This is a genomic window from Citrobacter sp. wls706 (assembly GCF_005281305.1).
Lineage (GTDB): Bacteria > Pseudomonadota > Gammaproteobacteria > Enterobacterales > Enterobacteriaceae > Citrobacter > Citrobacter werkmanii.
On the sequence record NZ_SZXG01000040.1, the window covers coordinates 213,285 to 238,963 of the forward strand.

A 25,679-nucleotide genomic window follows, 5' to 3' on the forward strand; every position below is an offset into this window, starting at 1 on the left:
ATCCGGCCTTGGGTATTTATTGATTTTGTAGGCCCGGTAAGCGCAGCGCCCCCGGGCATTGTTTTACGCCGTGCGTTTATGTGGGTTCAGTGTTTTGAGCGGTGCGGAGCCCGCGTCGCATTTCGCTGGCAGCAGCAGCGCCATCAGCGCGGCCAGAGCCAGTGAGACGGCCAGGCAGTAAACGCCTGCATCTTTGCTGTACAGGGTGATAAGTACGCCGACCGCGTAAGGACCGCAGAAACCGCCGAGGTTACCCAACGCATTGATGACCCCACGTGCGCCACCGGCCATTTCCGCGCTGAACAAACGCGCCGGAATAGTCCAGAACACGCCTGCAGCCGATTGCAGGAAGAATCCGCAGCCAACCAGTGCGGCATAAGCCAGCCAGACGTTATTTTTCAGTGCTACAGAGAGGAACATGCACAGGGCAAAGCCAATCAGCGGCAGGCAGACGAACAGTTTGCGTTTGCCGGTCCGGTCAGAGAGGGAAGAGAACAGGAACATCCCGGCAATCGCGCCGACGTACGGCAGAATAGCGAGCATGCCAACTTGCCCCATGCTGCTGTGGGTCAACTCTTTGAGGATGGTCGGCAGCCACAGGGTGTAACCGTAAATCCCAGTCTGATAGAAGAAGTTCAGCGCGATAAGTTGCCACATGGTTTTGTCGGACAGCACCGCGCCCAGAGAGGCATTTTTGACCTCTGTTCCGGCAATCGCTTTTTGCTCGGCGGCCAGGGTTTCTACCAGGTAATTTTTCTCGGCGTCAGAGATCCAGCGTGCTTCCTGCGGTCGGTCGTAAACGGTATAGGCCCACAGCACCAGAACGACGACGGAGAGTAAACCTTCAATGATGAACAGCCAGCGCCAGTCGAGTACGGTGATTATCCAGCCTGAGAGCGGGGCGGTAATGATCCCGGCAATAGGCACGAACATAATTACAATCGCATTGGCGCGACCGCGTTCGGCGTCGGGGAACCAGTTACTGATCATCGTCAGCACCACCGGCAGCATGCCGCCTTCGGCCACGCCGAGTAAGAAACGCAAAACCAGCAGTTGATACTGATTAGTGATCAATCCCGTCAGTACGGAAATAACCGCCCAGGCAACCAGCGACCAGCCGATAAATTTCTTGCCGCTGCCGTGTACGGCAATTTTTCCGCCGGGAACCTGTAAAAACAGATAACCGATGAAGAAAATCCCGCCAGCCAGACCGGCCATGGTGGCGGAAATACCTAATTCTTCATCCATACCGCCGGGCATCGCAAATGCGATATTAACGCGGTCCATATAAGAGATAATACAAGCGATCAAAATCGGGGGAATAATCCGCAGCCAGCGCTGACGGGGTATATCTTTGAGTGTAGGGCGAGAGGTCATGTTCATATTAATATTCTCGTAGGGTCGTATTTTTATAGTTTTGCTTTGTTTAATGCAGCGATGCCGTCGCGTAATATCGCTACGCGATGGTTCACATCTGCATTGGCATTTATTTCCAGCAATTTAATACCGGCAAACTGCAATGGATCGCTTCCTGCGCAGGCGAATAATTCGCGGGCATGGTCCGTGGTCATCAGGCTCTGCGGACAGAAAGGGGCAAATGGTGCGTGAAGGTCCTGCCACTCGCCGTATTCTCCTGTCAGCGTCGTGCCGGAGAACATCAGCGCGCCCAGTTTCCCGGCCCGTTTGGCCTGCTGCGTGTGGGCCAGCGGTAGGGCGAGGTCCTGCCCTTCAATCGCCGATCGCGCCCAGTTAATACACACGCTGATGTCGTAACCGGCGATCGCGTCCAGTACGTTTTCTAACGGCAAAAATCCTTTGCGTGGTGCGGGGCCAGTCATAGCATCGCAATGTTCCAGTACCAGATCGCAGGACCAGTCCCAACGGGTAATTTCCTGGAGCGAACGGGCAAACGCGTCGGTGGCCTGAGCGACATTTGGGTTGCTTGCCAGTGGAGCGGCATGCAGTTCAAGGGCGATTATTTTCCCGGCACTGGCCGCATTAATATGGTTGATTTTCTGGTGCAGATGGCGGTAATACGCCACACAGGCCTGACGCTGCTCTTCGTTGCTGGAGGCCAGCCCAAAACCGCTATTGTTACCACGACGGCGCATGGTCTCCATAATCGCTGTGACCACGATTTGCCACTCGCCTGGCGTATGGCGCAATAACCACTCGTCACCTAACGGATGCAGATGCTCAAGGCAGGGCTGCTCCAGTCCGCGAATATCCGGGGTATCGGAGAGTTGACGCCAGAAGTCCTTCTCTTCCTCTTCACTCTTTTGGTGAAATGAGGGTGCACAAGGGTACGCACCGATAATATAACCGGTAGTGTTAGCTTTCATTTTTGTGCTCCTTTTATAAAACTGAAATAGCAACCTTCACGACTATTTTGCGGATCGGCGTGGCGACAGTTTTATGACATGCTGGACGATGAACATCCTGCGGGAAAAATATGGCGTAACTTCCCGGAATCATTTCAATAAAAGATTCATGTTCGCTGGCGTGATAAAAAATAATATCGCGCTGTTCTAATAACGATTCGCTGATTTGGTTATTTCCGGTATCAATGGCGATACCGATTTTTTCTTCACCCCAGGCTAAAAACTGAATATCCAGATAGCGGCGATGTACTTCAGGGCGATTTTCGGCAGCGTCACGCGTGGTTAAATCGATAATTTGCGCGAAGATATTTTTACCGTCTATCTCCACCACGCCCGGCTCCAGTTTGCGGAAATCCGTGGTGCGCAGGAAGTCGAGCGCCCTTTCAATCGCTGCGGGCAAACGACACGGATTAGGCTGAGCAATATGTCCAAAGATCATGGTGTTGCTCCTTACAGCGACTGAATTTTTGCCCAGACGCTGTCATCAATGGTGATACCGTTACGGCGATTTTCTTCCAGTAGCTTTGTAAACTCGTGGCCTGGCAGACGAACAGGCGTGTTTTCATCCGCGCGTTCGGCGGTGGTGATGAAATCCATAATCCGCTGTAGTTTGGCATCGCGCGTGGCGCCATCGATCAGCTTATCCACTTCAATGGCGATGAAAATCTGCGAAACGCCATATTCGTCGCTGTTATCCTGAGTGACCTCCGCAACGGAAGAGCCGTCAGAAAGCAGGGTGGCAATCATATCCAGCACAATCGACAGACCTGAACCTTTCCAGTAACCCATTGGCAGAATGCGACGATTTTTTTCGATAATGCCAGGCTCTTTGGTGAGATTGCCTTCATCGTCAAAGCCACCGTCTACCGGCAGTTCGCGACCGGCCAGGCGATTCACTTCCAGCATGCCGTAGGAGAACATCGACATCGACATATCAACCATGGTGATTGGCGTGGAGGGGATGGCGACAATCAGCGGGTTAGTACCAATGCGGCACTCCTTCGAACCCCACGGCGGCATGACGGCAATTGAGTTGGTCCAGCAGATACCAATGTACCCTTTCTCCGCGGCCTGCCAGCCATAGCTGCCGCCACGCATCCAGTGGTTGGCGTTACGCAGCGCCACCAGACCAATACCGTGATCGGAGGCCAGCTCAATGGCCCGGTCCATCATCTTTTTCGCCGTCAGGTTGCCGATCGAACGCTGGGCATCCCATTGCTCAATCGCCCCCAGGCTGGTGATGCGCAGTGGTTTGGCTTCAGGAATGATGTCGCCGTTATCCAGTTGTTGAATGAAGCGGGGAAAACGGTTGACGCCATGCGAATAGACGCCGGATTCGGTGGTGCGCGCGAACATTTCGGCACAGGCATCGGCGGTTTCAACGGCGATACCGCGTGCCAGCAGTACCCGATTGAACGCATCTTTTAACTGTTCAAAGGTGACTTTCATTCCTGTTTCCTTGTTTAAATTTGATCGCTTTTTTATCTCTAAATTTCACTATGCGAAATCTGATTTCAAATATAGCGATCAAAATTTAACAGATCAACGGGGTGGTCTGTTTTTTAAAATCTGCAAAATCAAATAGTTGTGTTTTTTTGGTTCAGATCGTGAACTGAAACACACTTTGCGCTACCATCAGAGCGCGACGAAAAGGGGAGCGGAAAAAATGGGCACAAAAGAGAGTGAAATGACGCAAGACAAAGAGAGGCCAGCAGGAAGTCAGAGCCTGTTCCGTGGTTTGATGTTGATTGAGATCCTGAGCAACTATCCGAATGGGTGCCCGCTGGCCCACCTGTCTGAACTGGCGGGGCTGAACAAAAGTACCGTGCATCGACTCCTGCAAGGATTGCAGTCCTGCGGCTATGTCACACCCGCACCCGCTGCGGGCAGCTATCGGCTGACCACTAAATTTATCGCCGTTGGGCAGAAGGCGCTGTCGTCACTGAATATTATCCATGTCGCCGCGCCGCACCTTGAAGCGCTGAATATTGCCACCGGCGAAACCATCAACTTCTCCAGCCGTGAAGATGACCACGCTATTTTGATCTATAAGCTCGAGCCGACAACGGGCATGCTGCGTACCCGCGCCTATATCGGCCAGCATATGCCGCTGTACTGCTCCGCGATGGGCAAAATCTATATGGCGTTTGGGCATGCGGATTACGTGGCGTCCTACTGGGAGAGCCATCAGGATCTGATTCAGCCTCTGACCCGCAATACCATTACCGGTTTACCGGCGATGTATGACGAACTGGCGCAAATCCGCGAAAGCAGTATGGCGATGGATCGAGAAGAGAACGAGCTGGGGGTTTCCTGTATTGCCGTGCCGGTGTTTGATATTCACGGTCGGGTGCCGTATTCGGTGTCGATTTCACTTTCTACCTCACGTCTGAAGCAGGTAGGGGAAAAGAATTTACTTAAGCCGCTGCGCGAAACCGCTCAGGCAATTTCCAATGAGCTGGGCTTTACCGTTCGCGATTAGGCGCATGCCTGGCGTCGTTCAGTCACCTGACAAAATTTAACCGTTTCCCCTGTCCGATCAAGGCAGCAGGGAGTCTCTCTCTGGCAATCTGTGGTTTTCACTCTGACGGAGGAGGCAATGAACGAGTTTATTATGGCGGATGCGGCAAAATGTATTGGGTGTCGTACCTGCGAAGTTGCCTGCGTTGTCGCACATCAGGAAAATCAGGATTGCGCATCGGTCTCCTCCGCGGCGTTTATCCCGCGGATTCGGGTGATTAAAGACGATGCCTTTACGACGGCAGTAGCCTGTCATCAGTGCGAAGATGCTCCCTGCGCTAATGTGTGCCCAACGCACGCTATTCGTCGTGAACATGGGCATATCTTCGTTGAACAGGCGCAGTGTATTGGCTGTAAAAGCTGCATGATCGCATGTCCGTTTGGGGCGATGAATGTTGTCGCACGAACGGCACGGGCGCAGGCGATAAAATGTGATTTGTGCTGGCATCGCGAGACGGGACCTGCATGTGTAGAAGCCTGCCCGACCAATGCCTTGCAGTGTATTGATGCTGTCAGTATGCAGCGACAGCGTCTGCGTTCACAGCCTCTGTGAAGCGATCCCGACCCACGCTCGGGTCGGGATTTGCGTTAGCCTTCCAGCCAGGCGCGCTCGATCTCTTCCGCCAGAATCTTCACGCCAGCTTCGATTTTCTCCGGCTCTGGAACGTAATTCATGCGCATGCACTGATGAGTATGCGGCCAGGGTTTATCCAGCCCCGGGAAGAAGTAGTCACCGGGAACCATCAGCACGCCGCGCGCTTTCAGGCGCTGATACAGCAGCTCGGTGGTGATCGGCAAATCTTTGAACCATAACCACAGGAAAATCGCCCCTTCTGGTTTATGGATGAGACAGCGATCTTCAGGTAAATAGCGGCGAATGATCGCAATAGTCTGCTGAACGCGCTGGTAATAAAACGGTTTGATCACTGTCTCAGAAAGGCGCAGAAGATCGTTACGTTTAATCATTTCGCACATCATCGCTGGTCCCATTCCGCCGGGCGCAAGGCTGATAATGCCGTTCATATTGGTGATGGCGGTGATGATTTTTTCATTGGCGATAATGATGCCGCAGCGGGAGCCTGGCAGACCCAGCTTAGAAAGGCTCATGCACAGCACAATGTTTGGGTTCCACAGCGGTCGCGCTTCGCTAAAAATGATGCCAGGGAACGGTACGCCATACGCGTTATCGATCACCAACGGGATGCCGTGCTGGTTGGCCAGCCGATCCAGCTTCATCAGCTCTTCGTCGGTGATCACGTTGCCTGTCGGGTTAGTCGGGCGCGACACGCAGATCATCCCCGTTTCTTCACCGATGTGCAGATGTTCAAAATCAACGTGATACTTAAACTGCCCTTCTGGTAACAGTTCGATGTTTGGGCGTGCAGAGACAAAGAGTTCTTCTTCCAGCCCGGAATCGGCATAGCCAATATATTCCGGCGCTAATGGGAACAACACTTTTTGTGTTGTTCCGTCGGCGCGGCGTCCGGCGAAGAGATTGAATAAGTAGAAAAATGCGCTCTGACTGCCATTTGTCAGTGCAATATTTTGTGGCTCGATATCCCAACCCTGCTTCTCACGTAGCAGTTTCGCCAGCTCGGCCAGTAGCTCGGTTTTACCTTGTGGACCGTCATAATTGCAAAGCGCATCAGTGGCTTTGCCGTTTTCCAGCATATCTGCCAGCAGAGACTGAAAGTAATTTTTCATCTCTGGGATTTGCGCCGGATTACCGCCGCCGAGCATGATGGCGCCTGGTGTGCGTAAGCCATCGTTGAGGTCCTCCATCAGGCGTGTGATGCCTGAATGGCGGGTAAATTTGTCGCCAAAAAGTGAGAATGTCATAGCAGGTGGTCTGTCGAACTGAGTAGTAAAGTGGCTAACCATAACGCTACCTATGGCGGGGTGCAAATCAGGGGTATCAGGCTGGATTGATGTTTTGTGCTGCAGATTTTTGTCGGGGTGGTGTTTTATCGTGAATTGGGCTTCTCGCATCAGCGAGTACGAGAAGCCCGTCAGGATCAGTGCTGACCGGCCCACACCACCATAACTTTATCGTTGCCATGTTCACGGACGAATCCGTATCCCTGCTTCAATGTCAGCGTGGTTTGTTTACCGGCGCCAATGGCGGGATGTCTGGCCCTGAACTGGCTGATACGTTGCCAGTGGGCGACGCTGGCGGCAGATTTCCCGGTCACATCCTGCCAGTTCATCTCTGAGCGCGTACCCTGCAAGGGATCGGAACCCGTGGGGCCAAAAGGCCGGGCCGACTCGTCACCGTAAAACAGTTGTACTGCCCCAGGCGCCAGTAGCAATAGCTCGGCGGCTTTGTCTCCACCCTCGCGAAACAGCTGGGTATCATGGGAGGAGAGATAGCTCAGGACGTTGAAACCCTGCAGTTTTTCCGCCATCTGCTGCCAGGTGAGATCCATATTTGCCAGACAATCAACGGCTTTCGCCGCCTGCTCCTGATAGTCGAAATTGATCATCGCGTCGAAACCGTGACGATAATAGTCGCTTTGCATGACGCCGTGACCCCAGGCTTCACCGGTCATCCAGAAGGGTTTATCATCCAGCGCTTTGTCCGGGTTGGCTTTCTTCCATTCGACCAGCGCCGCGCTGGCCTGTGTTTTGAGCTGCTGCCAGGCGGGCAGCTCAACGTGTTTGGCGGTATCGACCCGAAAGCCGTCAATTCCATAATCGCGCACCCACTGACTGAGCCAGTGGGTCAGATAGTCACGGGGCGTGTAGCCGGCGATAGCTTTGGCGTGAGTATCTGGTTTGTGCTGATAAAAATTAGGCAGGCCGGAAGGCGTGGTGGATTCGGTTTTCAGATCGGGCAGGAAAGCCAGCGACATGGTCAAGTCGTCAAAACCAGGGTTGTCGTAATCGCCAATATCGGTGCGGATCCAGTTTTTGCCCCACCATTTTTCCCAGCCGGTTTTATCGCTGAAGTTGATGTAATCATTAAAGCTATGCCAGCTCTGCCCGGCGGCTGGCTTCCAGTCCGTCCAGCGTTCGCCGAGCGTGTTTTTCAGCTCATCGCCTGATAAGTACAACGCCCCAAACTGATATTCCTGCATATCCGCCAGCGTGGCGTAACCAGCATGGTTCATCACGACATCGAACAGGACACGGATACCGCGCTCGTGAGCGCCGTCAACCAGCGCGCGCAGATCGTTTTCGTTGCCCATATTAGCGTCGAGCGTGGTCCAGTCCTGAGTGTAGTAGCCATGATAGGCGTAGTGGGGAAAATCGCCTTTGGTGCCACCGCCGACCCAGCCGTGGATTTGCTCAAACGGCGCGCTGATCCATAGCGCATTGACGCCCAGTTGTTGCAGATAGTCGAGTTTGCTGGCAAGACCGCGTAAATCGCCGCCGTGGAAGGTGCCAATTTCCTGCATACCGTCGTTGCGCCGACCGTAGCTGTGGTCATTGCCCGGATCGCCATTCATAAAGCGGTCCGTCAGGACGAAATACACCGTCGCGTTATGCCAGTCGAAAGCGGCGGGGGCGTTGGTTTCCGCCCGTTCCAGCAGCAACAACCCGTTACTGGTTGCGGCGGGCTGCAGGGTAATCGACCCGTTTTTTACCGTTGCCGTTCGGTTGCTATAGTAGTCGCGCACTACGGTGCCTTCCGGGAAGGTCTGACTGACGTCGAGCGTTAATGGCGAACCATCCCATTTCGGACACTGGCGAATTTGAGTACTGACGGGGTCAGCGGCGCTTTTGACTGAGAGCATCAGCGTTGGCGTGCCGGAGCGGGTATCGACTTCCAGCGTGTAATCGCCGTCCTTGAATAAACGCCACTGCGGCGGCGCGCCTTCACACGGTTTGAGCGACAGCATCTGATTGAGTTTTATCGTGTCAGCGGGCTGCCAGCACTGTTGGTCAAAATTCAGAATTAAAGGACGAGTACCCTTCGTCAACGCTGCATGGCTGACGAATTTACCCGTACCTTCCGCTTCGAAGGTGGGAAGTCCCTGAGAGGTCCATGTTGAGGCGATGGCAATTCCGGGTAGTAGCGCCAGCGCAACGGCGGCAAGTTTCATAATGCTGTCCTTGATGCTGCGATTTTCGCCAGTTTGCCAGTGAAATCAGGCCGGAAACTCCTCCTTTGAGCTGATTCCGCCAGGAGGAGAAGTGAGGGTGAGCTAATGCGCGCAAAAAATGAACTAATTTTGCGATAACCCCCACATTTTCATCAAATTAATGGCGCCCCGAATCGTTAACGCGTGACATAGTTTCAGAATTGGACTATTCCTTTGGGTGCTCTTGACCGTTATTTTTGATATGATTTGAGATTCATCTCTCATTTTTGTGAAAAATATAAGGTGTTGGAATGTATAAATCCGACCAGGAGACCTAATGATATTGACTCCCATTCGACGATATGGGGCAATGATTCTTATGTTACTCACCGTTGCATTTTCGGGTGAGGTGCTGGCAAAGACACACACGGCGACAACGAGTCACAAGCCCCAGGTAATCAAGGCAAGTAATAAACAGGTTAGCAGTAAACAAGAGTATTCTCGCAATAGTGCAAAGAGTAGTTCACTTCCTGATTTGCGAAAATACCCTTCCGGAACACCAAGGAAAAAAGCGTTTCTCCGGACGGTTATGCCTTATATTACCAGCCAAAATGCTGCCATTACGGCGGATCGTAACTGGCTGATTTCAAAACAGTACCAGAATCGCTGGTCGCCGACAGAGCGTACGCGGATGAAAGACATCGCCAAGCGCTATAAGGTGAGCTGGTCAGGTAACACGCGTAAAATTCCGTGGAATACGCTGCTTGAGCGTGTAGACATTATCCCGACCAGTATGGTGGCAACCATGGCTGCGGCTGAAAGCGGCTGGGGGACATCGAAGCTGGCGCGGAGCAACAACAACCTGTTTGGCATGAAATGTGGCAAAGGGCGTTGTAACAATGCCCCGGGTAAGGTGAAAGGCTACTCACAGTTTGAATCAGTGAAAGAGTCAGTCAATGCCTATGTCATTAACCTGAATACGCACCCTGCTTACTCTTCTTTCCGTAAGTCACGCGCGCAACTGCGTAAAGCCGATCAGGAAGTCACCGCTACTGCGATGATCCATAAGCTGAAGGGTTATTCCACTAAGGGACAGAGCTACAACAACTATCTGTTCGCAATGTATCAGGATAACCAGCGCTTAATCGCCGCGCATATGTAACGTGTGTAATCCGGTCTACAAATCATCTTGTAGGCCGGATCAGACGAAGCTGCCATCCGGCAATTCCCTCTATAGCAATACTTCACTATTCACATCGCGATACTCTTTTGGCGTCGTGTCGTACTCTTTCTTGAAGACGGAATAGAAGTATTGCAAAGATGGATAGCCGCACATTTGTGAAATTTCGTTGATTGAAAGCGTGGTCGAAATCAACAGGCTGCGCGCTTTTTCCAGCTTTTCGGCATGAATCACCGCATGGATAGTTTCTCCGACCTCTTCTTTAAAACGTTTCTCCAGGTTCGACCGCGAAATCCCCACTGCATCCAGTACCTGTTCGACTTTAATGCCTTTGCAGGCATGGTTGCGGATAAAGTGCATCGCCTGTATCACCGCCGGATCGGTCAATGAACGGTAGTCAGTTGAACGGCGTTCAATGACGCGCACTGGAGGGACCAGTATGCGTTGCAGCGGTAGTTCTTCACTCGCCAGTAAGCGGTGCAAAAGCTTAGCGGCCTGATACCCCATCTGCCTGGCCCCCTGAGCAACGGATGACAGCGCCACCCGCGACAGGTAACGGGTCAGTTCTTCGTTGTCGATACCAATCACGCACAGTTTTTCCGGGACTGGAATATGCAGGTGTTCGCAAGCTTGCAGGACGTGCCGCGCTCGCGCGTCGGTGACGGCGATAATGCCGGTTTGCGGCGGCAGAGTCTGCAGCCAGTCCGCCAGACGGTTTTGCGCGTGCTGCCAGTTTTCCGGCGCGGTTTCCAATCCCTGATAGACAACCCCACGGTACTTTTCTTTCGCGACCAGTTGGCAAAACGCATATTCACGTTCAGCGGCCCAGCGTTTGCCGCTTGAAGCGGGCAGTCCGTAGAATGCGAACCGGTTGATCCCTTTTTCTTTCAGATGCAGGAAAGCGCTTTCTACCAGCGCGTGGTTATCGGTGGCAATGTAATGTACCGGCGGATAATCCTTTTCCGCATGGTAGGAACCCCCGACGCCGATGATAGGAACATCCACATCGGCAAGTAATTGTGCAATGTCATCGTCGTCATAATCAGCAATAACACCATCGCCTAACCAGTCTTTGATATTATCAATGCGGGCGCGGAAATCTTCCTCAATGAATATATCCCACTCTGATTGCGATGCCTGTAAATATTCACCCACCCCTTCTACCACCTGGCGGTCGTAGGCTTTATTGGCATTAAATAATAGAGTGATGCGGTGACGTTTATCAAACATAAGAACCTGTCCTGGAAGGTTAACGTGGCCTGTCGATACTAGCAAAACCGCAGGTACGACTGCTTGATGAAGCGTGACAAATTTTTATTTTCTGATTCTACGCAAAATTCACATACTGAACGCGGGATGACAATTGCCATTTTTTATCTGCGCATTATGGTTTTTTGTTTAATGATGAACCTTCGATCGCGATCGCTTTTTTAATTCTTTTTTCAATGCGATTTTTTGGGAGCCAGCGCACGTTTGGGTATTCTCTTAATGGCGGTGTGAAATAACGTAATTGAGCAATAAATCAGGAAATTCCAGTATAGCTATATCGCAGTTTACTCGCCGTATTACCTGATTATGGAGCTTATTATGCAGGCTTATTTCGACCAACTCGATCGTGTTCGTTTTGAAGGGACTAAATCTACTAACCCGCTCGCATTTCGCCATTACAACCCTGACGAAATCGTGTTGGGCAAACGCATGGAAGATCATCTGCGTTTTGCCGCCTGCTATTGGCATACATTCTGCTGGAACGGTGCGGATATGTTCGGCATGGGCGCTTTCGATCGCCCGTGGCAGCAGCCCGGAGAAGCACTGGCGCTGGCGAAACGCAAAGCGGATGTCGCATTTGAGTTCTTTCACAAGCTGAACGTCCCTTACTACTGCTTCCATGACGTGGATGTCTCGCCGGAAGGCGCGTCGCTGAAAGAGTACAAAAACAACTTTGCGCAGATGGTTGATGTGCTGGCGGCAAAACAGGAACAGAGTGGTGTGAAACTGCTGTGGGGAACGGCAAACTGCTTCACCAATCCACGCTACGGCGCGGGCGCGGCCACGAACCCGGATCCGGAAGTGTTCAGTTGGGCTGCCACGCAGGTGGTCACGGCGATGGATGCCACGCATAAGCTAGGCGGCGAAAACTATGTTTTGTGGGGCGGTCGTGAAGGCTATGAAACGCTGCTGAATACCGATCTGCGTCAGGAACGTGAACAGATTGGCCGCTTTATGCAACTGGTGGTAGAGCACAAACACAAAACGGGTTTCCAGGGCACTTTACTTATCGAGCCGAAGCCACAGGAACCAACCAAACACCAGTACGACTACGATGCAGCGACCGTTTACGGGTTCCTCAAGCAGTTTGGCCTGGAAAAAGAGATCAAACTGAATATCGAAGCCAACCACGCCACGCTGGCGGGTCACTCCTTCCATCATGAAATCGCCACTGCTATCGCGCTGGGTCTGTTTGGCTCTGTCGATGCCAACCGCGGTGACGCACAACTGGGATGGGATACTGACCAGTTCCCGAATAGCGTAGAAGAGAATGCGTTGGTGATGTACGAAATCCTCAAAGCGGGCGGCTTCACCACCGGCGGTCTGAACTTCGACGCCAAAGTCCGTCGTCAGAGCACCGATAAATACGATCTGTTCTATGGTCATATTGGCGCAATGGATACCATGGCGCTGTCGCTGAAAATTGCGGCCCGTATGATTGAGGACGGTGGCCTGGATCAGCGCGTGGCCAAGCGCTATGCCGGTTGGAATGGTGAGCTGGGCCAGCAAATTCTGAAAGGGCAGATGACGCTGACGGAAATTGCGCAGTACGCTGAACAACATAACCTGGCGCCAGTGCACCAGAGCGGTCATCAGGAACTGCTGGAAAATCTGGTAAACCATTATTTGTTCGACAAATAACAGGTTTCTGAGAACGTCCGTAAGCCCGGAAAGCTACGCGCTGCCGGGCCTTTCTTTAAGGAACGATACGCTATGTATATCGGGATAGATCTAGGCACCTCAGGCGTAAAGGCCATTCTGCTGAATGAGCAGGGCGATGTGATCGCTTCGCAAACGGAGAAACTCACGGTCTCGCGCCCGCATCCGTTATGGTCAGAGCAGGACCCTGAACAATGGTGGCTGGCAACGGATCGCGCCGTAAAAGCGCTGGGCCAGCAGCATTCGCTCAGTGAGGTGAAAGCGTTAGGGATTGCCGGCCAGATGCACGGCGCGACGTTACTGGACAAGCAACAGAAAGTATTACGTCCCGCTATCCTGTGGAACGATGGCCGCTGCGGTGAAGAGTGCATAATGCTGGAGAACAAGGTTCCGCAGTCTCGTGCTATTACTGGCAACCTGATGATGCCTGGCTTTACCGCGCCAAAGTTGCTGTGGGTGCAGCGCCACGAACCGGAGATTTTCAGCCAGATTGATAAAGTGCTGTTGCCGAAAGATTACCTGCGTCTGCGTATGACCGGCGATTTTGCCAGCGATATGTCTGATGCGGCAGGTACGATGTGGCTGGATGTCGCCAAACGTGACTGGAGTGATGTCATGCTGGCGGCCTGTAAGCTGTCTCGTGCGCATATGCCTGCGCTATACGAAGGTTGTGCGATTACCGGAACATTGCTGCCAGAAGTCGCCCGGAACTGGGGAATGAGTGAGGTTGCGGTCGTTGCCGGGGGCGGTGATAACGCGGCGGGGGCGGTTGGCGTGGGCATGATGAATGCCGGTCAGGCGATGCTTTCGTTGGGTACATCCGGCGTCTATTTTGCGGTAAGCGACGGCTTCCTCAGCAAACCGGAAAGCGCGGTACACAGTTTTTGTCATGCTTTGCCGGAACGATGGCACCTGATGTCCGTGATGCTGAGCGCAGCATCCTGCCTGGATTGGGCAGCGAAATTAACCGGACAGGCGAGCGTACCTGCGTTGATCGCCGCAGCGCAACAGGCGAATGAAGACGCCGAGCCGGTCTGGTTTTTACCTTATCTGTCCGGTGAACGTACGCCGCATAATAACCCGCAGGCGAAGGGCGTATTTTTCGGTCTGACGCATCAGCATGGTCCGGCAGAACTGGCGCGAGCGGTACTGGAAGGTGTGGGTTTTGCGCTGGCTGACGGTATGGATGTGGTGCATGCGTGCGGCGTGCAGCCTGCCAGCATTACCTTGATTGGCGGCGGGGCGCGCAGCGCATACTGGCGTCAGATGTTGTCTGACATCAGCGGATTGCAGCTGGATTACCGTACCGGCGGTGATGTCGGCCCTGCACTTGGTGCGGCGCGACTGGCGCAAATCGCTATGAATCCGCAGCAGCCGTTAGCAGACATACTGCCTCAGCTTACGCTGGAACAGGCGCATTATCCTGATGCTGAGCGCCATGCGCTTTACCTACAGCGTCGGGAAACCTTCCGTCGTATTTATCAGCAATTACAGCCGCTGATGTCCTGACGATTTTCCCCTCTGAATAGCAGAGGGGATTTATCAAATATATATTTCAATGAAATAAATAATTGATGCGAATGGATTTATTCTGAAAATCCAGTGTGGTGGCATATTTCTGTGTTGTCTTTAGCGGGTTATTCATATTGTATCCATGATGGATAAGGAGATCCCAATGAAGACGACCAGGCTGTTGCCATGGATATTATTTTTCTCTGGCATACTGATTTACGTTATCGGCTTATGGCGAGCATGTCCGTTATTAAGCGGCAAAGGCTATTTTCTGGGTGCGCTGATGACGGGAATGTTTGTGACGTACGCTTATCAGCGTGCTGAAAATCTCAATCAGAACGACGAACGCTTCGCTTCCGTGTGTCAGATGGTGGCATTGATAACGCTAGGGCTACTGCTGGTGGGGATATGGAATATACCGTTAACGCCCCTCGAAAAGGGGCTATACCTGGCAGCATTCTTTGTGTGTTTGGCCGGACAAGTTTTACTCCTGCGTCCAGGGCCGAATGAACAAAAGGGTGAGTCTTAACTCACCAACCTGCGCGTATCGATACGCTGCAAGAGTATGGACAACAGCAGGCTACCCGCCAGCGTGGCGCTAAAAATCCACAGCATGTCCAGCGGTGGCCAGTTTTTGAGTTCAAGGCCGTTGGTGCGCAGCGCGTGAATGATCAGCGCATGAAAGCCATAAATGCCCAGCGAGTGGCGGGAAATAAGGCCCAGTACCGGTAGAGTGCGCTTGCTGAGCGTATTTTTGACCAGCGTCAGGAGCGAGGCGGCACAAATAAACACCGCCGGGCCGCAGTAGAGGTACCAGGTATCGGCAAAATTGCCGCGCCAGCGCAGTTCATGCAACGTGCCCCGAGAAATAACAAACACCGCGGTGATGAACAACGCCGCACAGAGCCAGGTGAGCGCACGCTTTTGCGTATCCATCATGCCAATCGCCCGACCCAACATGCCGTACAAGATGTAATAGAAGGTATCGCCACTGATGTACAGGTTGATGGGAAGCCACTCAAAACCGCCAATTTTTTGCGAGACGGTGTTGGGATTGGCAATCACCCCAATCACTACCATGAGCGCCAGCAGCATCTTGCCGCTGATATTTTTCACCTGTATCAGCGGGGAAACCAGGTAGATGACAGCGATGGCGAAGAAAAACCACAGGTGATAGAACACCGGTTTTTGCAGCAGGTTTTTCAGCGACAGCTCAGCATTGATCGAGGTAAACAACAGAATATAGGCCAGCGACACGCTGCTGTAAAAAAGAATGCACAGCGTGATGCGCGTGAAATGGCGCGGTTTGGCGCTGCGCTCACCAAAAAACAGATAGCCCGAAATCATGAAGAACAGCGGGACGCTGACGCGAGAGGCGGAATTGAGCACATTGGCCAGATCCCAATTCAACGGGCTGACGCTGTGCGCATTGGTGATGTACCAGGTCGTGGTGTGGATCATCACAACCATGAGACAAGCTATTCCGCGCAGATTATCAATCCAGAAAATTTTGGGCTGCATCAGTTCCTCTGTCTCCATTAAAAAAAGTCTGACCGATATTTTGCGTACGTAACTCACTGGAATAATCTGAGTTTTTACGCTAAAGCTTGAGATGGTCTGATGAGATTCTCAAAATAGGATCTGTTTCCAGACACTAATAATAAGACTGACCAGCAAACCAGGCGGTAATAAAATGATGATGAAGTATTTCTTTCCCGCGATCGCTACCCTCATGCTGGTAGCCTGCGCCGACACACAGCCGCCTGCACCTGCGCAGAAGGCGCAAAAGGTGAATGCCGCACGTTCGCTCGATATGGCGGCATTGTGCAAAAGTGAAGCGGCAGAGCTTTATAACACCGGCGCGCAGAAAATTGATATCTCCGGCCTGGAACAATTCCAGGGCAGCTATGAGATGCGTGGTTCGACCTTCCGTAAAGAGAGTTTTGTCTGCTCTTTTGATGCAGACGGGCAGTTTTTGCACCTTTCCATGCGCTAAGTTCCCCCTTTTTCCCGTTTCGTACTGTATATCTTGCAGCCAGCGGGTATACTGACCGCTTCCTTTAAATCCACACGTATCCAGCACGAAATAATATGCAAAAGTTTGATACCAGGACCTTCCAGGGCTTGATCCTGACCTTACAGGATTACTGGGCTCGCCAGGGCTGCACCATCGTTCAACCATTGGACATGGAAGTCGGCGCGGGGACATCTCACCCAATGACCTGCCTGCGTGCGCTGGGGCCGGAACCGATGGCGACTGCTTATGTGCAGCCTTCTCGTCGTCCGACCGACGGCCGCTATGGCGAAAACCCGAACCGCTTACAGCACTACTATCAGTTCCAGGTAGTGATTAAGCCGTCTCCGGACAACATTCAGGAGCTGTACCTGGGTTCTCTGAAAGAGCTGGGTATGGACCCGACCATTCACGATATCCGTTTCGTGGAAGATAACTGGGAGAACCCGACGCTGGGTGCCTGGGGGCTGGGTTGGGAAGTGTGGCTGAACGGTATGGAAGTCACGCAGTTCACCTACTTCCAGCAGGTTGGTGGTCTGGAATGTAAACCTGTGACCGGGGAAATTACCTACGGTCTGGAACGTTTGGCCATGTACATTCAGGGCGTAGACAGCGTTTACGACCTGGTCTGGAGCGACGGCCCTCTGGGTAAAACCACTTACGGCGACGTGTTCCATCAGAACGAAGTGGAGCAATCCACCTATAACTTCGAATATGCCGACGTGGACTTCCTGTTCACCTGCTTCGAGCAGTACGAGAAAGAAGCGCAGCAGTTGCTGGCGCTGGAAAATCCACTGCCGCTGCCTGCGTATGAACGTATTCTGAAAGCCGCCCATAGCTTCAACCTGCTGGATGCGCGTAAAGCCATCTCCGTCACCGAGCGTCAGCGCTATATCCTGCGCATTCGCACCCTGACCAAAGCAGTGGCAGAAGCTTACTACGCTTCCCGTGAAGCCCTTGGCTTCCCGATGTGCAACAAAGAGAAATAAGAGGCGGCCATGTCTGAGAAAACTTTTCTGGTGGAAATCGGCACTGAAGAGCTGCCACCAAAAGCACTGCGCAGCCTGGCTGAGTCCTTTGCTGCGAACTTTACCGCGGAGCTGGATAACGCTGGCATCGCGCACGGCAACGTTGAGTGGTTCGCCGCACCGCGTCGTCTGGCGCTGAAAGTCGCGAACCTGGCTGAAGCGCAACCTGACCGTGAAGTTGAAAAACGCGGCCCGGCAATTGCTCAGGCGTTTGACGCCGAAGGCAAACCGAGCAAAGCGGCAGAAGGTTGGGCGCGTGGCTGCGGTATCACCGTTGACCAGGCCGAGCGTCTGACCACCGATAAAGGCGAGTGGTTGTTGTATCGCGCGCATGTGAAAGGCGAAAGCGCTGAAACGCTGCTGCCGAACATGATCGCCACCTCGCTGGCTAAGCTGCCGATCCCGAAACTGATGCGCTGGGGCGCGTCTGACGTCCATTTCGTGCGTCCGGTTCACACCGTGACTCTGCTGCTGGGCGACAAAGTGATTCCGGCAACGATTCTGGGCATTCAGTCCGATCGCGTGATTCGCGGCCATCGCTTTATGGGCGAAGCGGAATTCACCATCGATTCTGCCGATCAATACCCAGAAATCCTGCGTGAGCGCGGTAAAGTGATTGCGGATTACGCTGAGCGTAAAGCGAAAATCAAAGCCGATGCAGAAGAAGCGGCGCGTAAAATTGGCGGTAACGCCGATCTGAGCGAAAGCCTGCTGGAAGAAGTCACCTCGCTGGTAGAATGGCCGGTAGTGCTGACCGCGAAGTTCGAAGATAAATTCCTCGCGGTTCCGTCAGAAGCGCTGGTTCACACCATGAAAGGCGACCAGAAGTACTTCCCGGTTTACGCCAACGATGGCAAACTGCTGCCGAACTTTATCTTCGTTGCCAACATCGAATCGAAAGATCCGAGCCAGATTATCTCCGGTAATGAGAAAGTTGTGCGCCCGCGTCTGGCGGATGCCGAGTTCTTCTTCAATACCGACCGTAAAAAACGTCTGGAAGATCATCTGCCGCGTCTGCAAACCGTGCTGTTCCAACAGCAACTGGGTACGCTGCGCGACAAGACCGATCGTATCCAGGCGCTGGCGGGCTGGATTGCTGGTCAGATTGGCGCTGACGTGAACCACGCAACGCGTGCGGGCCTGCTGTCCAAGTGTGACCTGATGACCAACATGGTCTTCGAGTTCACCGACACCCAGGGCGTGATGGGCATGCACTATGCGCGTCACGATGGCGAAGCGGAAGATGTGGCCGTGGCGCTGAACGAGCAGTATCAGCCGCGTTTTGCCGGCGATGACCTGCCGTCTAACCCGGTAGCCTGTGCCGTCGCGATTGCCGACAAAATGGACACCCTGGCGGGTATCTTCGGTATCGGCCAGCATCCGAAAGGCGACAAAGACCCGTTTGCGCTGCGTCGTGCCGCGCTGGGCGTTCTGCGTATTATCGTTGAGAAGAACCTGAATCTCGATCTGCAAACGCTGACCGAGGAAGCGGTTCGTCTGTACGGCGACAAGCTGACCAACGCGAAAGTCGTGGATGACGTTATCGACTTTATGCTCGGTCGCTTCCGCGCATGGTATCAGGACGAGGGTTACACCGTTGATACCATTCAGGCCGTGCTGGCGCGTCGTCCGACTCGTCCAGCTGATTTCGACGCGCGTATGAAGGCGGTATCGCACTTCCGTACGCTGGAAGCCGCGTCCGCGCTGGCTGCGGCGAACAAGCGTGTATCAAACATCCTGGCGAAGTCTGAAGAAACGCTGAACGACCGCGTGAATGCGGCAACGCTGAAAGAGCCGGAAGAAATTGCGCTGGCGATGCAGGTTGTGGTGCTGCGCGACAAGCTGGAGCCAGTCTTTGCAGCCGGGCATTACCAGGAAGCGCTGGTTGAGCTATCGGCACTGCGTGAACCGGTCGATGCCTTCTTCGAGAAAGTCATGGTTAACGTAGAAGATAAAGAACTGCGTATTAACCGTCTGTCTATGCTCGAAAAACTGCGCGAGCTGTTCCTGCGCGTGGCGGATATTTCGCTGCTACAGTAACGGTCCTGAGCTGACTTAGAAAATGCCGGATGGCGTCTCCGCCTTATCCGGCATTTTTTTATGTTGTTAGCGCAACTGCAACTTAGTCAGGCAGGTCTGGCTGTCTTCCATAGTCTTAATGGGATACTCGGCTGATTTACCGTTGTAGTTTACTGCGATGGTGCCTTCCATATTGCGCGGTAGCCATACCCCGACGAAGCCGTTTCGACCGCTCTTCATCGCTTTTTGTACCACTACCTCTCCCTTACTGTCCGTCACTTTGACATTGAATGTCTTCTCCGGCATTTCGCCCTGGCAGCCAGACAGACTATGGTTGAAGCAAGGATGTGTTTGCCATTCATAAGGGGCAAATGACAGGTAGAACTTGTCACCGAGCGGCAGGGTATAAACCTGATCGCCAGAAGACAGTTTCAGCGCAGTGCTGGTGACGGACGCTGAGTAAGGCAACGGCCGACTCTGTGGCGACTGGTCAATAGTCTCTACGATTTGCTCAACGGATTTACCGCTGAGTCCGTGTTCCGCCAGAAAAGTGGCTTCCGGGGTCGCCGCGAATGCAGTACCCGTTGTGAGCAAACCTAAAACCAGCAGCAGTGAGGATTTCGACATAGCTTCAATTCCTTGTGAACATTATGGAATACAGACTGGCTCACTATAAAGCTTGCCCTTAGGGAAAGGTCAAAGGTACGGCGGGTAAAGTAATGCAAAGACGCGTTTCGGTGGGATGTATTGCGGAATATAGATAAAAAAATCCCCGCCGTTTGGCAGGGATTCAGAATTTTGAGCTTTTTAAGCTTACAGGCTGGTTACGTTGCCAGCTGCCGGGCCTTTAGCGCCGCTTTCGATGGTGAAGGAAACTTTCTGACCTTCGTCCAGAGATTTGTAGCCATCGTTCTGGATAGCAGAGAAGTGTACGAACACGTCTTTAGAGCCATCGTCAGGAGTGATGAAGCCGAAACCTTTATCAGCGTTGAACCATTTTACGATACCAGTCATTTTACCGGACATAGTGTATTACCTTTTAAAAAATAAGTGTGCCTTTCGGCGATATGGCGTGCTCTACAGATTTTTTAACAGTAAAGGAAATGCTCACTACGAGGGGTATCAATGATAACTCTTGAAGGGACTTGCCTTACTAAACTGCTGTAATGGTCTGTACGTCAAACCGTTGAGAGCATTAACTCATTTTACGCCTGTGGATGCAACTACTATTTTCTTATTTGTGGATACCCTCCGTAAGGGAACGGCCCTTTTACCGGACCGTTCTTCAGCAAAATTAAAAAATAGTTCAATCCATCAACTGCTTACTTAATCTCGGATCGGCCTGGATCAGGCGCATCAACTTCAATTCGGTAGTGGAAGGCTTTACGCGTTTAGACTCCCATTCATGCACCATCGCGACCGTCACGCCCATCACTCGGGCAAAATCATCTGTTTTTAAACCTGTCCCTCGTCGTAGCTGTTCAAATTCGGTGAAAGGGTTGGTTTTTTGCGTCAGAGTAACTGTCTGCGATACATCTTTAAAAACAATCTGCTCCAGACTGCTCAGCAGTTCAAACATTGGATCTTTGTATTCCATTGAGAACTCCTATAAATCACACAGCGGGATCGTGAATTTCATCGAAGCTCCTTAAGAGTAGTCGGAAAAAATGAAGTCGGATCTAAGGTTTGCGTGATGGATTCGTTTCAGCAGAGTATGAGCGACAAGCCTTTACAGGCTAACAAACTGATTAAGGTCGCGATCTCCGAACGATCACTCCCGATTGTAAAGATGACGAAAATACGACCCTGGGTAATGAATGGCGCATTGTTTAGCAAAAAAAAGGGGGGCGGGAACGGTTATTTTCCCTCACAAGATTACGCGGAAAGGGTATCTTGAGAGCCTGACCTGGACTATCCTTGTCAACGTCTGGCACGCGGGTGTCGTTGTGCGCATTTTTGGGTGAAAGGAGTATTAAAATGGCGACAGGTAAGTCCTGCTCTCGCTGGTTTGCGCCTGTTTTGGCGCTCTTAATGGTAGTTGGCCTGAGTGGGTGTTTTGATAAAGAAGGCGATCAGCGCAAGGCGTTTATCGATTTTCTGCAGAATACTGCAATGCGTAGCGGGGAGCGTTTACCAACGCTGACTGCCGATCAGAAAAAACAGTTTGGCCCGTTTGTGTCCGATTACGCGATTCTGTATGGCTATTCTCAACAGGTTAATCAGGCGATGGACTCCGGTCTGCGCCCGGTCGTTGATAGCGTAAATGCGATTCGTGTTCCTCAGGATTATGTGACTCAGCGTGAACCGCTGCGTCAGGCAAATGGCGCACTGGGTGTGTTAGGGCAACAGTTGCAGAATGCGAAACTGCAGGCAGATGCTGCGCATGGCGCGCTGAAGCAGGGTGAGGATCTCAAGCCGGTCTTTGACCAGGTCTACAATAAAGTCGTCACTGCACCTTCAGAGGCGCTACAGCCGCTGATCCCTGCCGCGCAAATCTTCACGCAGCAACTGGTGCAGGTCGGTGATTTTGTGGCGCAGCAGGATACGCAGGTGAGCTTTGTCGCCAACGGTATCCAGTTCCCAACGTCACAACAGGCAAGTCAGTACAACACGCTGATTGGCCCGTTGGCTGCTCAGCATCAGGCGTTTACTCAAGCCTGGACTGCTGCGGTGAATGCCACTCAGTAAAAGAGTGCTGTAATACATAGAAGGCCGGGTAAGCGTAAGCGCTACCCGGCCTTTTGTTTATTGCGCGACCTGCGGGTTGACGCAGTTCTTCTCCACTCTTCCTTGCAGCGCATCGATTAAGTTATCCACCGCACAGGCTGCCATGTTATAGCGCGTTTCGTGCGTGGCTGAACCAATGTGCGGCACGGCCACCACGTTGGGCAGGGACAGCAGCGGAGAGTCTGTCGCTAATGGCTCCTGCTCAAATACATCCAGACCTGCGGCATGAATGTCGCCGTTTTGCAGAGCGCTAATCAACGCTTTTTCATCGACCACCGGGCCACGTCCAGCGTTAATGAAAATGGCGGAAGACTTCATTTTGGCAAACTGCTCGGTACTGAACAGATGATGTGTTTCGTCGGTTAATGGCAGGATCAGGCAGACAAAATCAGACTCCTGCAACAGCGTGTCGAGATCGCAGTAACGTGCGTTGAAGCGTTCTTCCGCTTCCTGATGATGACGGCGGGCGTTATAGAGAATCGGCATGCTAAAGCCAAAATGCGCACGTTGCGCCAGCGCCAGCCCGATACGACCCATGCCGACAATGCCCAACGTTTTGTGGTGGACATCGGTACCAAACCAGTCGGCCCCTATGCTTTTGGTCCATTCACCTGACTTCACTCGTTCAGCAACTTCCACCACGCGGCGTGCGGTGCTTAGCACCAGCGCCATTACCGTATCGGCGACGGTTTCCGTGAGCACGGTTGGCGTATGCATCAACAGTACCTTACGCGCATTGAGGGCATCGACATCGAAGTTGTCATAGCCTACGGATATTGTGGATGTCGCACGCAGCCTGGGCATTTTCTCCAACAGCGCGGTATTGACGGCTTCACTGGAGCCCAGCAGACCTTTGGCGTTGGCAAAGGCCTCGGCGTGCTGTGCGACCGTTTCCGGGCGCAGGTTAGGCACCTGAGTCACAGTAAAATGCTCTTCCAGGCGATGCAGTAAATCGTCAGGTAACGCTTTATAGAGAATAATGGACGGCTTCATGCGAATCTCCGTAAGTTAAAATTTAAGCGTGGCGTGCGCCAACCGGAATTTGGGAATTATTAGCAGGCTTAACAATTAAAGTTAGCCATACTGAGGCAAAAAGCGCTACCCCCATAAAAATGTACGAGGCGGATGGGCTGCCGGTTGCGCCATTGAGGTAGCCGACAAACCAGGAACCAAAGAATGAGCCTAATGCGCCCATGCTGTTAATCAACGCCATTGCACCTCCGGCGACGTTGCGTGGCAGCATTTCCGGGATGATGGCGAAGAAGGGACCATATGGGGCATACATCGCCGCGCCCGCGATAACTAACAGCGTGTAGGACAGCCAGAAGTGATCCGCGCCAACGGCCCAGGAGCCGATAAAGGCGAAAGCGGCAATCAGTAACAGCGGCCAGACAAACAGCTTACGATTTTGCAGTTTATCAGAGGCCCAGGAGACGAGAATCATCGCTGCCGTCGCCGCCAGATACGGTACGGATGACAGCCAGCCAACTTCCACCATCCCCAGATTTGCGCCGCCGTTGCGAATAATGGACGGCAGCCACAGCACAAACCCGTAGACGCCAATACTCCAGGCGAAATACTGCATACACAGCAGGATGACGTTACGTGAGCGGAAAGCCTCACCGTAGTTACGCACGGCTTTGATCCCTTGTTGCTCTTGTTCCAGTTGGGCCTGAAGCGCAGCTTTTTCGGATTCCGACAGCCAGCCGACCTGAGACGGTTTGTCTTTTACCAGTACCCACCAGCAGAACGCCCAGATGATGGCCGGGAAGCCCTCGATGATGAACATTTCCCGCCAGCCCAGCGCCTGAATGAGATAACCGGAAACGACGGACATCCATAAAACAGTAACCGGGTTACCGAGGATTAAGAAGGTGTTAGCGCGTGAACGCTCGGATTTCGTAAACCAGTTGCTGATATAAATCAGCATTGCGGGCATCACGGCAGCTTCAACGACGCCAAGAATAAAGCGGATAGCGGCCAGCATCGGAATATTGCTGACCATCCCAGTTAACGAGGCACAAGCCCCCCACAGGATCAGGCAGACGAAAATCAGTTTTCGTACGCTGCGGCGCTCGGCGTAAATTGCGCCCGGGATCTGGAAGAAGAAATAGCCAAGGAAAAACAGAGCGCCCAGCAGAGAGGAGATCCCTTTGGTAATGCCGAGATCCTCGTTAATGCCTGCGGCGGAGGCGAAGCTGAAGTTCGCGCGGTCAAGGTACGCCAGGCTATACGTGATAAACACGATTGGCATGATGTACCACCAGCGTTTTGCTGCATTGGTTGAGCTATTCATAGACTGCCCTCTGGTTATGCTGATACGCCGCCTCTGTATGTAGGGTACAGCGGTGGCCGGGGATTTATTCCCCTAATTGTTCACGTGTGGGTAATCCTTCGCTGTCGCCCTGAACCTGAATGGCCAGTGCGCCAATTTTATTGCCGCGGGTCACTGCCTGATGCAGCGAACGGCCTTCCAGCAGAGCGCTGATCACGCCCACGGCAAAGCCATCGCCTGCGCCGACCGTATCAACCACGTTGTCGACTTTTACCGGTGCGACGCAGCCATGCTCGCCGCTGGCAGTTTTGTACCAGGCGCCATCTGCCCCGGTTTTGATAATGACTGCCTTCACACCATGGCGCAGATAAAAGTCGGCGATGGCTTCAGGTGTTTGTTGTCCGGTGAGAATCATTCCCTCTTTTAGACCAGGCAAAACCCAGTCAGCCTGGAATGCCAGCCGGTTCAGTTTTTCCACCATCTCGGCTTCGCTTTTCCACAGCACCGGACGCAAATTCGGGTCAAACGAGATGGTTTTCCCCTGAGCTTTCATGGCGCGGGCGGTATGCGCCAGAAGTTCATAGGAACTGGCGGAAAGCGCGGCTGCCACGCCGCTCAGGTGCAAGTGACGCGCGCTGGCAAAATAGTCCTCGTGGTAATCCTCAATACTGAGATGGCTGGCTGCGGAACCTTTGCGGAAGTATTCCACAATGGGATCGGTTCCATTTTCGACCTTAGATTTAAGCTGAAAGCCGGTAGCGAAGCGCTCGTCCTGAGTGACTCCCTGCGCATCAATCCCTTCTTTTTCCAGCGACTTAATAATAAAACGGCCAAAACTGTCGTTACCTACGCGGCTTACCCAGCCTACATTCAGACCCAAACGAGCAATACCGGTCGCCACGTTGAGTTCAGCGCCTGCAACGCGCTTGATAAACTGCTCTACATCCGCCAGGTCGCCGGTTTGCGTGGCGACAAACATCGCCATCGCTTCACCTATAGTGACCACATCCAGTGAATTCTTCATGCGTTACTCCTCGCGTAGCAGCTCGACGTAATGGCGGGTAACCGCC

The 25,679-nt window shown here is 52.9% G+C and carries 24 protein-coding genes; 10 read left to right on the forward strand and 14 right to left on the reverse strand.

Annotated elements, in window-relative coordinates:
* Positions 1 to 63: 63 nt before the first annotated feature.
* The 4 genes from FDW92_RS21125 to yiaK are packed head-to-tail and all read right to left on the reverse strand — an operon-like array spanning position 64 to position 3,830.
* Positions 64 to 1,383, reverse strand: a complete 1,320-nt coding sequence (locus FDW92_RS21125; protein WP_042311656.1) for an MFS transporter — start codon at positions 1,381 to 1,383, stop codon at positions 64 to 66.
* A 26-nt stretch (positions 1,384 to 1,409) separates the two neighbouring features.
* Positions 1,410 to 2,342, reverse strand: a complete 933-nt coding sequence (locus tag FDW92_RS21130; RefSeq protein ID WP_042311658.1) for a DUF4862 family protein — start codon at positions 2,340 to 2,342, stop codon at positions 1,410 to 1,412.
* A gap of 13 nt (positions 2,343 to 2,355) precedes the next feature.
* Positions 2,356 to 2,820 carry a YhcH/YjgK/YiaL family protein gene (locus FDW92_RS21135; RefSeq protein ID WP_042311660.1) on the reverse strand — a complete coding sequence of 155 codons (465 nt, stop codon included), beginning with the start codon at positions 2,818 to 2,820 and terminating at the stop codon, positions 2,356 to 2,358.
* Positions 2,821 to 2,831: 11 nt separating this feature from the next.
* The gene (gene yiaK / locus FDW92_RS21140) at positions 2,832 to 3,830 is read right to left on the reverse strand and encodes a 3-dehydro-L-gulonate 2-dehydrogenase (protein WP_042311663.1); all 999 of its coding nucleotides are present in this window, start codon (positions 3,828 to 3,830) and stop codon (positions 2,832 to 2,834) included.
* Positions 3,831 to 4,047: 217 nt separating this feature from the next.
* Here yiaK and yiaJ point away from each other — a divergent pair, with 217 nt between their 5' ends.
* Together yiaJ and FDW92_RS21150 are read left to right on the forward strand one after the other, a co-directional pair.
* Positions 4,048 to 4,863 carry an IclR family transcriptional regulator YiaJ gene (gene yiaJ / locus FDW92_RS21145; RefSeq protein ID WP_038642923.1) on the forward strand — a complete coding sequence of 272 codons (816 nt, stop codon included), beginning with the start codon at positions 4,048 to 4,050 and terminating at the stop codon, positions 4,861 to 4,863.
* Between the two features lie 117 nt (positions 4,864 to 4,980).
* Entirely contained in the window at positions 4,981 to 5,454 is a 474-nt protein-coding gene (locus FDW92_RS21150) for a 4Fe-4S dicluster domain-containing protein (RefSeq protein ID WP_042311665.1), read from the forward strand.
* Between the two features lie 35 nt (positions 5,455 to 5,489).
* Here FDW92_RS21150 and avtA read toward each other — a convergent pair whose 3' ends face one another.
* Together avtA and malS are read right to left on the reverse strand one after the other, a co-directional pair.
* Complete coding sequence (avtA, locus tag FDW92_RS21155) at positions 5,490 to 6,782, reverse strand: valine--pyruvate transaminase (protein ID WP_227255157.1); 1,293 nt, start codon at positions 6,780 to 6,782, stop codon at positions 5,490 to 5,492.
* 134 nt (positions 6,783 to 6,916) lie between these two features.
* The gene (gene malS / locus FDW92_RS21160) at positions 6,917 to 8,947 is read right to left on the reverse strand and encodes an alpha-amylase (RefSeq protein ID WP_137400696.1); all 2,031 of its coding nucleotides are present in this window, start codon (positions 8,945 to 8,947) and stop codon (positions 6,917 to 6,919) included.
* A gap of 316 nt (positions 8,948 to 9,263) precedes the next feature.
* Between malS and FDW92_RS21165 the strand changes: the two genes are divergently transcribed.
* Entirely contained in the window at positions 9,264 to 10,088 is an 825-nt protein-coding gene (locus FDW92_RS21165; protein WP_042311671.1) for a protein bax, read from the forward strand.
* A 69-nt stretch (positions 10,089 to 10,157) separates the two neighbouring features.
* Here the strand turns inward: FDW92_RS21165 and xylR are convergent, their stop codons facing one another.
* Complete coding sequence (xylR, locus tag FDW92_RS21170; RefSeq protein WP_042311672.1) at positions 10,158 to 11,336, reverse strand: D-xylose utilization transcriptional activator XylR; 1,179 nt, start codon at positions 11,334 to 11,336, stop codon at positions 10,158 to 10,160.
* 357 nt (positions 11,337 to 11,693) lie between these two features.
* On the opposite strand from xylR, the gene xylA reads away from it, so the two are divergent.
* The 3 genes from xylA to yiaB all read left to right on the forward strand — a co-directional run bounded on the left by xylA (position 11,694) and on the right by yiaB (position 15,075).
* On the forward strand, positions 11,694 to 13,016 hold the full coding sequence (gene xylA, locus FDW92_RS21175; protein WP_042311674.1) for a xylose isomerase: 1,323 nt from the start codon (positions 11,694 to 11,696) through the stop codon (positions 13,014 to 13,016).
* A gap of 72 nt (positions 13,017 to 13,088) precedes the next feature.
* Entirely contained in the window at positions 13,089 to 14,543 is a 1,455-nt protein-coding gene (gene xylB / locus FDW92_RS21180; RefSeq protein WP_042311675.1) for a xylulokinase, read from the forward strand.
* Between the two features lie 166 nt (positions 14,544 to 14,709).
* Positions 14,710 to 15,075: an inner membrane protein YiaB gene (gene yiaB, locus FDW92_RS21185; RefSeq protein ID WP_042311678.1), complete on the forward strand. Its 366-nt coding sequence runs from the start codon at positions 14,710 to 14,712 to the stop codon at positions 15,073 to 15,075.
* Here yiaB and FDW92_RS21190 read toward each other — a convergent pair.
* Positions 15,072 to 16,067, reverse strand: a complete 996-nt coding sequence (locus tag FDW92_RS21190; protein WP_042311996.1) for an acyltransferase — start codon at positions 16,065 to 16,067, stop codon at positions 15,072 to 15,074. The two genes, yiaB and FDW92_RS21190, sit on opposite strands and share 4 nt — an antisense overlap.
* Before the next feature lie 172 nt (positions 16,068 to 16,239).
* Here FDW92_RS21190 and FDW92_RS21195 point away from each other — a divergent pair, with 172 nt between their 5' ends.
* The 3 genes from FDW92_RS21195 (at position 16,240) to glyS (ending at position 19,628) form a co-directional block, all read left to right on the forward strand.
* Positions 16,240 to 16,542 (forward strand): YsaB family lipoprotein, encoded by a 303-nt coding sequence (locus tag FDW92_RS21195; RefSeq protein WP_042311680.1) that lies wholly within the window; start codon positions 16,240 to 16,242, stop codon positions 16,540 to 16,542.
* A gap of 95 nt (positions 16,543 to 16,637) precedes the next feature.
* Positions 16,638 to 17,549 carry a glycine--tRNA ligase subunit alpha gene (gene glyQ, locus FDW92_RS21200; RefSeq protein ID WP_001168552.1) on the forward strand — a complete coding sequence of 304 codons (912 nt, stop codon included), beginning with the start codon at positions 16,638 to 16,640 and terminating at the stop codon, positions 17,547 to 17,549.
* A 9-nt stretch (positions 17,550 to 17,558) separates the two neighbouring features.
* Complete coding sequence (glyS, locus tag FDW92_RS21205; RefSeq protein ID WP_042311682.1) at positions 17,559 to 19,628, forward strand: glycine--tRNA ligase subunit beta; 2,070 nt, start codon at positions 17,559 to 17,561, stop codon at positions 19,626 to 19,628.
* A 66-nt stretch (positions 19,629 to 19,694) separates the two neighbouring features.
* Here glyS and cueP read toward each other — a convergent pair whose 3' ends face one another.
* The 3 genes from cueP to FDW92_RS21220 all read right to left on the reverse strand — a co-directional run bounded on the left by cueP (position 19,695) and on the right by FDW92_RS21220 (position 21,204).
* Positions 19,695 to 20,234, reverse strand: a complete 540-nt coding sequence (gene cueP, locus FDW92_RS21210; protein ID WP_042311683.1) for a copper-binding periplasmic metallochaperone CueP — start codon at positions 20,232 to 20,234, stop codon at positions 19,695 to 19,697.
* A gap of 186 nt (positions 20,235 to 20,420) precedes the next feature.
* Positions 20,421 to 20,633: an RNA chaperone/antiterminator CspA gene (gene cspA, locus FDW92_RS21215; protein ID WP_000014594.1), complete on the reverse strand. Its 213-nt coding sequence runs from the start codon at positions 20,631 to 20,633 to the stop codon at positions 20,421 to 20,423.
* A gap of 280 nt (positions 20,634 to 20,913) precedes the next feature.
* Positions 20,914 to 21,204 carry an HTH-type transcriptional regulator gene (locus tag FDW92_RS21220; RefSeq protein ID WP_003024273.1) on the reverse strand — a complete coding sequence of 97 codons (291 nt, stop codon included), beginning with the start codon at positions 21,202 to 21,204 and terminating at the stop codon, positions 20,914 to 20,916.
* Between the two features lie 380 nt (positions 21,205 to 21,584).
* Here FDW92_RS21220 and FDW92_RS21225 point away from each other — a divergent pair, with 380 nt between their 5' ends.
* Positions 21,585 to 22,295: a DUF3053 domain-containing protein gene (locus FDW92_RS21225; protein WP_042311688.1), complete on the forward strand. Its 711-nt coding sequence runs from the start codon at positions 21,585 to 21,587 to the stop codon at positions 22,293 to 22,295.
* A gap of 57 nt (positions 22,296 to 22,352) precedes the next feature.
* Here the strand turns inward: FDW92_RS21225 and ghrB are convergent, their stop codons facing one another.
* From ghrB to FDW92_RS21240, 3 genes are all read right to left on the reverse strand, one after another.
* Positions 22,353 to 23,327, reverse strand: coding sequence for a glyoxylate/hydroxypyruvate reductase GhrB (gene ghrB / locus FDW92_RS21230; protein ID WP_042311691.1), 975 nt, complete (start codon positions 23,325 to 23,327; stop codon positions 22,353 to 22,355).
* A 22-nt stretch (positions 23,328 to 23,349) separates the two neighbouring features.
* The gene (locus tag FDW92_RS21235; protein WP_042311692.1) at positions 23,350 to 24,630 is read right to left on the reverse strand and encodes an MFS transporter; all 1,281 of its coding nucleotides are present in this window, start codon (positions 24,628 to 24,630) and stop codon (positions 23,350 to 23,352) included.
* 64 nt (positions 24,631 to 24,694) lie between these two features.
* A complete protein-coding gene (locus tag FDW92_RS21240; protein WP_042311694.1) occupies positions 24,695 to 25,633 on the reverse strand; it encodes a sugar kinase in 939 nt (312 codons plus the stop codon).
* Positions 25,634 to 25,679: the final 46 nt, after the last annotated feature.